The following is an 8,767-nucleotide window of genomic DNA, read 5'->3' on the forward strand; positions in this document are numbered from 1 at the left end:
GACGGCTGGGCGCGGTGCGTGAGAGGTGTGCGTAGCGATCGGCCATGGCAGGGCTCCGCTCGGTCGTAGATTACTTCGAAGTAAAGTTACTTAGAGGTCAGGAGTTGGTCGAGACGCCGTGGCCGACGGTGTCGTATCCCCAGGCCATGATTGACGCTGAGTGACATTCGGCGTGCTCTTCGTCACATTCAGCCGCCCTGCGGCGGCGCGGCGCCCTGCACGGCGAAGAGTCCAGGCACCGCTCCCGAGCAGCGGCGATCCCTCGCGGGGCGCTCGGGGCGGCCCGGCCTCAGACCCCGCAGGCCCCCGCCCGGCTTCCGTGCACGCCAGGCGAGTCAGGTCACGGCCGGATAAACTCCACGTTTGCCGTGCGTGGAGCTGGGAAACGCAGCGCACTCGATCGACCTACGGAGAGTGAGAGATGCGAAAGCACCCGACGGGCAGCCCTACGAGCAGACCCGTGACAGGGGAACCCCGGGACGCTGTATGACCGTGGCCCCCGAGTCCTCGACTCTGCTGGAAGCCCTCCTCGACGAGGCGGCGACGCCGGCGCTCTTCTCGGCGGCGGCAGCCGCCCCCGAGCGCACGCTCGTCGACATCCTCGACGAGACCGCCCGCCGTCACCCGGACGCCCTCGCCCTCGACGACGGCACGGCGCCGCTCACCTACCGCGCGCTGCTGGCCGAGACCGAGACGCTGCGCCGCCGGCTCGCCGCGGCGGGGATCGGCGCGGGCGACCGGGTCGGCGTACGCGTTCCGTCCGGCACCGCCGACCTGTACGTGTCGATCCTCGCCGTCCTCGCGGCCGGCGCGGCCTATGTGCCCGTCGACCACGAGGACCCGGACGAGCGGGCCGACCTGGTCTTCGCGGAGGCCGAGGTCAGCGCCGTGATCGGCGCGGACCGCACGCCCGCGCTCCGCGGCGCCCCCGCGGGCGAGGCGGGCCGCGGTCCTGGACCCGACGACGACGCGTGGATCATCTTCACCTCCGGCTCCACCGGCAGGCCCAAGGGCGTCGCCGTCTCCCACCGCAGCGCGGCGGCCTTCGTCGACGCGGAGGCCCGCCTGTTCCTGGCCGCGGCCCCGCTCGGCCCCGGCGACCGCGTCCTGGCCGGGCTCTCCGTCGCCTTCGACGCCTCCTGCGAGGAGATGTGGCTCGCCTGGCGGCACGGCGCGTGCCTGGTCCCCGCGCCCCGCTCGCTCGTGCGCACCGGGCTGGACCTCGGCCCGTGGCTGGTCGAGCAGGGCATCACCGTCGTCTCGACCGTGCCCACGCTGGCCGCGCTGTGGCCCGCCGAGGCCCTGGACGACGTACGGCTGCTGATCTTCGGCGGCGAGGCGTGCCCGCCCGAGCTGGCCGAGCGCACGGCCATCGCCGGCCGCGAGGTCTGGAACACCTACGGCCCGACCGAGGCCACCGTCGTCGCCTGCGCGGCACGGCTGGGCGGCGAGGGCCCGGTACGGATCGGGCTGCCGCTGGACGGCTGGGAGCTCGCCGTCGTCGACGCCCAGGGCGCCGTCGTGCCCATGGGCGAGACCGGCGAGCTCGTCATCGGCGGAGTCGGCCTCGCCCGGTACCTGGACGCGGACAAGGACGCCGAGAAGTACGCGCCGCTGCCCGCGCTCGGCTGGGCCCGCGCCTACCGCAGCGGCGACCTGGTCCGCGCGCAGGAGGAGGGCCTGCTCTTCGTCGGCAGGGCGGACGAGCAGGTCAAGCTCGGCGGGCGGCGCATCGAGCTCGGCGAGATCGACGCGGCGCTCCAGGCCCTGCCGGGCGTCGCGGGAGCGGCGGCGGCGGTCCGCACCAGCGGCGCGGGCCACCAGCTGCTGGTGGGCTACGTGGTCCCGGCGAAGCCGAAGCAGACGGTGCCGGGGACGGATGCCGAGTCCGCCGAGCCCGCCGACGCCGGGTTGGATGCAGGGCCCGATACCGGGTCTGACGGCGGGCCCTCGCCCGCCCTCGACGCGGGGCCCGGCACGGGGGTCGACACCGGGTTGGATGCGGGGCCCGGTACCGGGTCTGACCCCGAGCCCTCGCCCGCCTTCGACGCCGCCGACGCCGTCGAGCGGCTGCGCAAGGAGCTGCCCGCCGCCCTCGTCCCCCTCATCGCCGTCGTCGACGACCTGCCCACCCGCACCTCGGGCAAGGTGGACCGGGCCGCGCTGCCCTGGCCGCTGCCGAACGCCGACGTCGCGACCGACCAGGCCCGGCTCACCCCCGCCGAGGCCTGGCTGGCCGGGCAGTGGACCGATCTGCTCGGCGCGCCGGTCACCGGCCCCGACGCCGACTTCTTCGCCAGCGGCGGCGGCAGCCTGGCCGCCGCCCAGCTGGTCTCCCGGATCCGCGAGCGGTACGCGACCGGGTCGGTCGCCGACGTCTACCAGAACCCCGCCCTCGGCGCGCTCGCCCGGACGCTGGAGGCCTCGGCGGCCGGCGGACCCGAGGCCCCGGACGTACGGCCCGTGCCGCGCAGGACCCAGCTCGCGCAGACGCTGCTCATGCTTCCGCTGCTCGGCGTCGCGGCGCTGCGCTGGGTCGTCGCGGCCGCCGCCGTCAACAACCTGATCGGCACGCCCTGGGCGCCGTACGCGCCCTGGTGGCAGGTGGCGCTCGGCTGGCTGCTGGTCGTCAGCCCGCCCGGCCGGATCGCCGTCGCGGCGGGCGGCGCCCGGCTGCTGCTGCGCGGCCTGAGGCCCGGAACGTACCCCCGCGGCGGCGGAGTCCACCTACGGCTGTGGACGGCCGAGCGCCTCGCCGAGCTGAGCGGGGCGACCAGCCTCGCCGGCGTCTGGCTCACCTACTACGCGCGCGCCCTCGGCGTCCGCGTCGGCGACGACGTCGACCTGCACACGCTGCCCCCGGTCACCGGAATGCTCCGGCTCGGCAAGGGCTGCGCGGTGGAGCCCGAGGCGGACCTGTCCGGGCACTGGCTCGACGGCGACCGGCTGCACATCGGGACCGTGCGGATCGGCGCCGGCGCCGCGGTCGGCGCCCGCAGCACGCTCTTCCCCGGCGCCCGGATCGGCAAGCGCGCCGAGGTCGCCCCGGGCTCCGGCGTCAAGGGCGTCGTCCCCGCGGGCGAGCGCTGGGCGGGCGTGCCCGCCGCGCGCAAGGGCAGGGCGGGCCGCGGCCTGCCCGAGGGACGCCCGCCGCGCCGGCGCCGCTGGACGGCGCTCTACTCGATCGCCGCGCTGGTCCTCGGTCTGCTGCCGGTACTCGCGGCCCTGCCCGGCCTGCTCGTGATCGGCCTGTTCGCACGCGGCGCCGCCGGCCCCGGCGAGGCGCTGGCGGCGGCCCTGGCGGCCGTGCCGCTCGCCACGGTCGTGGCCTTCGCCGCGTACGCGACGATCACCCTGGTCGGCGTCCGCGCCCTCAGCGTCGGGCTGAGGGAGGGACGCCACCCCGTGCACAGCCGTATCGCCTGGCAGGCATGGGCCGTGGAGCGGCTGATGGACATGGCACGCACGCTGCTGTTCCCGCTGTACGCGAGCCTGCTCACGCCCGTGTGGCTGCGGGCCCTGGGCATGCGGGTCGGCCGGGGCGTCGAGGCGTCGACCGTGCTGGCGCTGCCGTCGATGACGACGGTCGGCGACGGCGCGTTCCTCGCGGACGACACGATGGTCGCCTCGTACGAGCTGGGCGGCGGCTGGCTGCGGATCGCCGAGGCCAGGGTCGGCAAGCAGGCCTTCCTCGGCAACTCCGGAATGACGGCCGCGGGCCGCTCGGTGCCCAAGCGGGGCCTGGTCGGCGTGCTCTCCTCGACCCCCAAGCGGGCGAAGAAGGGCAGCTCCTGGCTCGGCATGCCGCCGATGAAGCTGCCCCGGGCGGCGGAGGAAGGGGACCGCAGCCGTACCTTCGACCCGCCGCGGCGCCTCGTGTGGGCGCGCGCGGCCGTCGAGGTCTGCCGGATCGTTCCGGTCATGTGCGCCGTGGCCCTCGCCGTGCTCGCGCTCGCGGCGCTCGCCCTGCTCGCCGGCCGCTACGGCGTCCCCGTCGCGGTGCTGTGCGGCGGCGCGGTGCTGCTCGTCGGCGGGGCGGTCGCCTGCGCGGTCGCGATCGCGGCGAAGTGGCTGCTGGTCGGCCGGTTCCGGGCCGTCGAGCATCCGCTGTGGTCGTCCTTCGTCTGGCGCAACGAGCTCGCCGACACGTTCGTCGAGGTGCTCGCCGTGCCGTGGCTGGTCGGCGCGAGCGTCGGCACGCCCCTGATGAACGTATGGCTGCGCGGCCTGGGCGCCCGCGTCGGCAGCGGCGCGTGGTGCGAGACGTACTGGCTGCCCGAGGCCGACCTCGTCGCCGTCGGCGAGGGAGCGAGCGTCAATCGCGGCTGCGTGGTGCAGACGCACCTCTTCCACGACCGGATCATGCGGATGGACAATGTCGTCCTCGGCGCCGGCGCGACGCTCGGGCCGCACGGCATCGCGCTGCCCGGCGCGGTGATCGGCGACCGCGCGGCCGTCGGTCCCGCCTCGCTGGTGATGCGCGGCGAGCGGGTGCCCGCGGGCACCCGCTGGCTGGGCAATCCCATCGAGGCGTGGAAGCGGAAGCCGTGAGGCACAGGCGCAAGCACATCGGCACGAGACGCAAGGACCCACCAGGGTGACGGATCCGTACCTGCCCGAGCTCGGCGACAGCCGATTTCGCACCACGCACTACGACCTGGAGCTGGACTACCGCCCGTACAGCGGGCGCCTGGACGCCCGCGCCCGGATCAGCGCGGTCGCCGCGGAGCGGGACCTGGCCGAATTCGGCCTGGACCTCGGACCGTTCCGGATCAGCCGGGTCATGGTGGACGGCCGCCGGCCGGCCCGCTACACGCACCGCGGGGACAAGCTGCGCATCCGTCCGGCCCGGCCGGTGCGGGCCGGGACCCTCTTCACCGTCGAGGTCCGCTACACCGGCGTCCCCCGCCCCGTCCGCACCCGCGACTGGGGCGACCTCGGCTGGGAGCAGCTGGAGGAGGGCGCGCTGGTGGCGTCCCAGCCGTCCGGCGCGCGGTCCTGGTTCCCGTGCAACGACCGTCTCGCCGACAAGGCCGCCTACCGGATGACGGTGACCGCGCCGTCGCCGTACACCGTGGTCGCCAACGGCGCCCTCGTCTCCCGTACGATCAGCGCCTCCACGACCGCCTGGGTGTACGAGCAGGCCGAGCCGATGGCCCCCTATCTCGCCACCGTCCAGATCGGCCTGTACGACCTGGTCGACGTGGCGAACCCGGGGGCGGTGCCGCAGCCGGCCGCCGTGCCGCAGCGCCTCTTGGGCCGCTTCGCGCGCGACTTCGCCCGGCAGCCGCAGATGATGGCCGCCTTCACGGACCTGTTCGGCCCCTACCCCTTCGACGACTACGGGGTCGTGGTGGTCGACGAGGATCTGGACGTGCCCGTCGAGGCGCAGGGCCTGTCGATCTTCGGCGCCAACCACGTCGACGGGCGGCGGGGCAGCGAGCGCCTCGTCGCGCACGAGCTGGCCCACCAGTGGTTCGGCAACAGTCTGACCATCGCCGAGTGGCGGCACATCTGGCTCAACGAGGGCTTCGCGAAGTACGCCGAGTGGCTGTGGTCGGAGATCTCCGGCGGTCCGTCGGCGGCGGCTCTGGCGGCGAAGTTCCGCAACCGGCTGGCGCTGATGCCGCAGGACGTGCGGATCGGCGACCCCGGTCTGCGGCGGCTGTTCGACGACCGGGTCTACCATCGCGGCGCCCTGACGCTGCACGCCCTGCGGACGGTGATCGGGCACGCGGCCTTCGTGAGCCTGCTGCACGAGTGGACCACGACCCACCGGCACGGTCTGGTGACCACCGAGCAGTTCACCGCGCTCGCCCAGCGCCATGCGCAGCATCCGCTGGACGGGCTGTTCACGATGTGGCTGTACGACGAGAAGCTCCCCGCCCTGCCCGAGCCGCGCCGCTGACCCTGCCTCACGCCGCCGGCCCTGGCCTCACTGGGGGCGGGACGCCCGCCACTCCTGTACGACGGCCTCGACGTCGAAGGGCTCGATGCCCAGCAGCGGGCCCGGCGGCGGGCGGCGGATCGCGGCGGCGATCTTCTCGTTGACCTCGGCGACGATCCGCCGGACCGCGGACTCGGTCGGGGCCCGCCCGGCCGCCTCGCGCGCGTCCTCCGCCTCCTTGCGCAGGGCCAGCGAGGGAGGCAGCACCGAGACGCCCTCGCGGTGCATCTTGCCCTTGACCCACCACAGCTCGTCGTACGGAGCGGTGTCGTCGGCCAGCGGCTTGCCGAAGCCGGCGAGCGAGCTGAAGTCGCCGCGCTCGGTCGCCTCCCGGATCTGCTTGTCGACAAAGGACTCGAAGCTGACACCAGGGGGTTTGCGCTCGGTCACGGTTCGCTCCTCCCGTCGGTCCCTCCATCGTAGAAGAGGGGACGCGAAGGGCGGGAGGAGAGGGGGCGGGCGCACAGGGCGGGGCCCGCTCGGCGGCCCCGCCCCTTCCGGTCCGTCAGCAGTCGCCGCTCGTCGGGCTGCCCGCGAAACGGTCCGCCAGCCAGTCGGCGGCCTTCAGCGACTGGGTGATCACACCGGTGACATGCGTGCCGAGCAGGATCGTGCGCCAGGTCACGGCGCCTCCCTTGGCGCACCAGTCCTGGCGGAGCCGGCTGCCCAGCGCGTACGGGATCAGCTCGTCGCCGAGAGCGTGGTACAGGTACACCGGGTGGTCCGGCTTGTGCGTGCCGAGGTCCGACTCGTGCAGCCTCTTCTGCCACGCGGGCGTGGCCAGCGGGTCCTCGACGGTCAGGTCCGAGATCTTCTTGAACGCGCCGACCGTCGTGTCGATCAGGACGCAGTTCGCGCGGAGGAAGGCGATGAGCTTCCTGCCCTCCGCGTTGAGGTAGGAGTCGAGCTTCAGCTCGGGGAAGGCCGCGTCCTGTCCGGCCGCGGCCATGAACAGCAGCCCGGCGCCGTACGAGCCGTCGTGGACGGGGACCAGCTTGTCCAGCTGCGCCGGAACGCCGCCGGCGGCCGTGCCCAGCACATCGAGCTCGGGGGCGTAGGAGTCGTGCAGCTCGGCGGCCCAGCTGGAGGCCTGGCCGCCCTGCGAGTAGCCCATGATGCCGACCGGGCTCTGGGCGGACAGGCCGGCCTGGGGGAGACGGATCGCGGCGCGGGCCGCGTCGAGGACGGCGTGGCCGGCGGAGCGGCCGGCGGTGTAGGTGTGCTCGCCGGGCGTGCCGAGGCCCTCGTAGTCGGTGACCACGACGGCCCAGCCGCGCCCGGTGAGCTGCTGGACGAGGCCGGCCTCCACGACGGTCCCCTTGGGGAAGCCGCTGCTGGGGGCGCAGGAGTCGCCGAGCCCGACGGTGCCGACGGCGTAGGAGACGAGGGGGCGGGGTCCGGTGCGGCCGTCCTGGGGAACGATGACCGTGCCGGACACGACGTTCGGGGCGCCCGTCGCGGAGGTCGAGCGGTAGTGGATCTTCCAGGCCTTGGCGCCGGTGGGCTGTCCCGGGAGGGTCTGAAAGGCGGAGTCCTGGACGCTGACGACATCGCCGGGCGCGGGGGTCTCGGCGTGCTGGGCGGGGGCGGGGGCGGCGGGGCCTGCCGAGAGGGCGAATACGGCGGTGAGAACGGTGAGGGCGGTGACGGCGAGCGCTCTCGTGCGTGCGGGCATGGGCGGCTCTCCCAACGATCCTGTGGTGCTGGGCAGTTGCGGGGAAGCTCAGCTTTACTGACTTCTCGTCAACGAGAGCCGTCCGACTCGCCGCCGTGCGCATATGGGGTGCGGGCGGCCCGCGGCGCTCTGCCCCGGACCCCGCGCCTCAATCGCCGGCGGGGCTGAATTTGCGCGCCCATGCCGGGAAACGGGGCTGGATGTGCGGGTCGAGCCCGGGAAACTCAGCCCGTCCGGCGTTTGAGGACACGGCCGAAGGCCGTACGGGGGCGCAGCCCCCCGGGGCGAGGGTGACTGCCCTGTGCGGGCTGCCCGCGGGGCTCCGCCCCGGACCCCGCGCCTCAAGCGCCGGCGGGGCTGAGTTTTCAGCCCGTTGGGGGTCCCCCCGGACGGAGTCTGGGGGAGATTGAGGACACGGCCGAAGGCCGCATGGGGGCGTAGCCCCCCGGGGCGAGAGCGACGTGCCGGTCGCGGGTTGCCCGTGGTGGCCGAGAGGAGAAAAGGCAGGAGCCCCGTTTCGTACATGGCGTACGGAGAACGGGGCTCCTTGGGTACTGCTTTAATCGAGCGCGATCGTCGGCCCTCGGCTGATTAGGCCGGGGTGACGTTCTCCGCCTGCGGGCCCTTCGGGCCCTGCGTGACGTCGAAGTTCACGACCTGGTTCTCCTCGAGGGAGCGGAACCCGGACGCGTTGATCGCGGAGTAGTGAACGAAGACATCCGGGCCGCCGCCGTCCTGGGCGATGAAGCCGAAGCCCTTTTCAGCGTTGAACCACTTGACGGTTCCGGTAGCCATAAGCCCTCCTTGGGCCAAAGGGTTGCCCTGCTCCAGAACCTGCAAGAAGTCTGAAAACTACAAAAGCCTGCGGGTTACATGCTCCGCAGGCTCTGTACTGCAAGGGAAACCAAACTGCAACTTGCGTTGAGCCTAGCACGCAGCGTGTGCAGAGCGGTAGAGGGAAAGATCACGTCACCCGTTGGTTTGACGGGGGCTGGCTCGCGGCCCCGGCGCCGGGCCCGGCGGAGTCCCGGGATCCGCCCGCGGGGCCGGGACCTGCGACGGAGGGCGCGGCCGCGGGAGCGCGGCGCGTCGGCCCCGGCCCCCCCCACGCCGCGCCCCCGCGCCGTCTCGCGACACCGCGGGGC

Annotated in this window: 5 protein-coding genes; 2 read left to right on the top strand and 3 right to left on the bottom strand. The window is 74.1% G+C overall.

What is annotated here, in order from left to right:
- Positions 1–486: 486 nt before the first annotated feature.
- A complete protein-coding gene (locus AB0M39_RS27360) occupies positions 487–4,551 on the top strand; it encodes a Pls/PosA family non-ribosomal peptide synthetase (protein ID WP_365368571.1) in 4,065 nt (1,354 codons plus the stop codon).
- A gap of 46 nt (positions 4,552–4,597) precedes the next feature.
- On the top strand, positions 4,598–5,908 hold the full coding sequence (locus tag AB0M39_RS27365) for a M1 family metallopeptidase (RefSeq protein WP_365368572.1): 1,311 nt from the start codon (positions 4,598–4,600) through the stop codon (positions 5,906–5,908).
- A gap of 27 nt (positions 5,909–5,935) precedes the next feature.
- On the opposite strand, the gene AB0M39_RS27370 is transcribed toward AB0M39_RS27365, so the two are convergent.
- The 3 genes from AB0M39_RS27370 to AB0M39_RS27380 all read right to left on the bottom strand — a co-directional run bounded on the left by AB0M39_RS27370 (position 5,936) and on the right by AB0M39_RS27380 (position 8,417).
- On the bottom strand, positions 5,936–6,337 hold the full coding sequence (locus tag AB0M39_RS27370; RefSeq protein WP_365368573.1) for a DUF1992 domain-containing protein: 402 nt from the start codon (positions 6,335–6,337) through the stop codon (positions 5,936–5,938).
- A 115-nt stretch (positions 6,338–6,452) separates the two neighbouring features.
- Positions 6,453–7,622, bottom strand: a complete 1,170-nt coding sequence (locus AB0M39_RS27375) for a lipase family protein (RefSeq protein ID WP_365368574.1) — start codon at positions 7,620–7,622, stop codon at positions 6,453–6,455.
- Positions 7,623–8,213: 591 nt separating this feature from the next.
- Positions 8,214–8,417: a cold-shock protein gene (locus AB0M39_RS27380; protein ID WP_003967102.1), complete on the bottom strand. Its 204-nt coding sequence runs from the start codon at positions 8,415–8,417 to the stop codon at positions 8,214–8,216.
- Between the last annotated feature and the right edge of the window lie 350 nt (positions 8,418–8,767).

The organism is Streptomyces sp. NPDC051907 (assembly GCF_040681075.1).
Taxonomy (GTDB): domain Bacteria; phylum Actinomycetota; class Actinomycetes; order Streptomycetales; family Streptomycetaceae; genus Streptomyces.